Origin of the sequence: Mesorhizobium sp. M2A.F.Ca.ET.037.01.1.1, from assembly GCF_003998075.1 — a bacterium.
In the GTDB taxonomy this organism is placed as follows: Bacteria; Pseudomonadota; Alphaproteobacteria; order Rhizobiales; family Rhizobiaceae; genus Mesorhizobium.
On sequence record NZ_RZSA01001370.1, the window covers coordinates 1 to 1,305 of the forward strand.

Annotated in this window: 2 protein-coding genes; one reads left to right on the forward strand and one right to left on the reverse strand. The window is 59.8% G+C overall.

Annotated elements, in window-relative coordinates; all coding sequences use genetic code 11:
• The coding region (locus EOA27_RS36830; protein ID WP_145970842.1) for an AAA family ATPase at positions 1-794 on the forward strand (794 nt) is incomplete at its 5' end.
• 100 nt (positions 795-894) lie between these two features.
• Here the strand turns inward: EOA27_RS36830 and EOA27_RS36835 are convergent.
• Positions 895-1,305 (reverse strand): S24 family peptidase (locus tag EOA27_RS36835; protein WP_145970843.1); only part of this gene is annotated, 411 nt, incomplete at its 5' end.

The following is a 1,305-nucleotide window of genomic DNA, read 5'->3' on the forward strand; positions in this document are numbered from 1 at the left end:
TGTATGCTCCGATTACCAAACGTCTTCAGAGCGAAGGCGGCAGCCTTGGCAAAATAACGTTTGTGGTCGAGCGCAAGGCGGACGCCGCGGGCTGGGCAGCGAAGGGTGAGAAGGACCTCTTTGACGTTCGAGGGGGGCCATTTAGAGGTCGCGGCACTCTTGAGCAGGAAGCCACCAGGCAGCTCAAGCCCGTCTGGGAGACTGGCGACGCAAAAGACATAGCCCAGGCCATGGCGAAGTTCCGAGCGCAATTCGAAACGGAGTTGCTGGACCGGGGGCCGTCGCGTGCGGATCCGGCCGCCTATCGCCCATGGTCCCGCCGCTTCGCACAATGGCTTTACAGCACGCAGCACATAGGAATTGAGTACGCCATTCGGTACGATGGCATCGACATTCAAAAGCTATCGCCGGGCACCCGAGGTATCGTTCTGGTGCTGCTGTATCTCGCCCTCGACGACGGGGACTCTCGCCCGCTGATAATCGATCAGCCCGAGGAGAATCTAGACCCCCAATCGGTTTACCAGGAGTTGGTACCTTTATTTCAAAAAGCCAAGCTTAGGAGGCAAGTGATTATGGTGACGCACAACGCCAACCTCGTTGTGAACACCGATGCAGATCAAGTCATTCTGGCAGAGGTTGGGACATCAAATGGACGAGGTCTTCCCCCTATTACCTATCGTTCTGGAAGCCTCGACCAAGAAGAGGCTCGCCGCTTTGTCACTGACGTCCTCGAAGGAGGGGAGCGAGCCTTTAGAGATCGAGCGAAACGCCTTCGAATTACATTAGCTCGTTAGCCGAGGAGGATCCAAGTCAACAGCGACGGAGCAGCCCACGGACTTGATCCTCGGCCGGATTAGGAGCTCAGTTTGGATGCTCAGGCGGCCTGATCCGCCGCTATCGCGCGTTATACTTCCCCACCACCCGGTGGCAAATCGGCCAATCAACCCGGCTCTCCGTAAACGTCTTCGCCGGCCGATATTGCTCCAGCGTCCATTCGCGGTCGTTCATGCCGACCAGGCGCTTGATGATCGCTTCCTCGTCCCCTCGCTCCTTCGGCGGGGTGTGGAAAAACACGGCGTCGGAATCCCGCGCAGGCTGCAGATGCGGGTTCACCAGCGCGGTGTCGCCGGGCCAATAGGCAGGGATCATGGATTCGCCGCCCACCAGGATGCCGTAGCCGCCGCGAACATTCTGCAGCACCGCCGGGCGCTTCACCCAGTCGATCGCCTCGAAGGTGACGATCATATGGCCTTCGCCGCCCATCGCGGCAGCGTAGATCGGCAGGTCGCGGCCGCCGACCAGCTC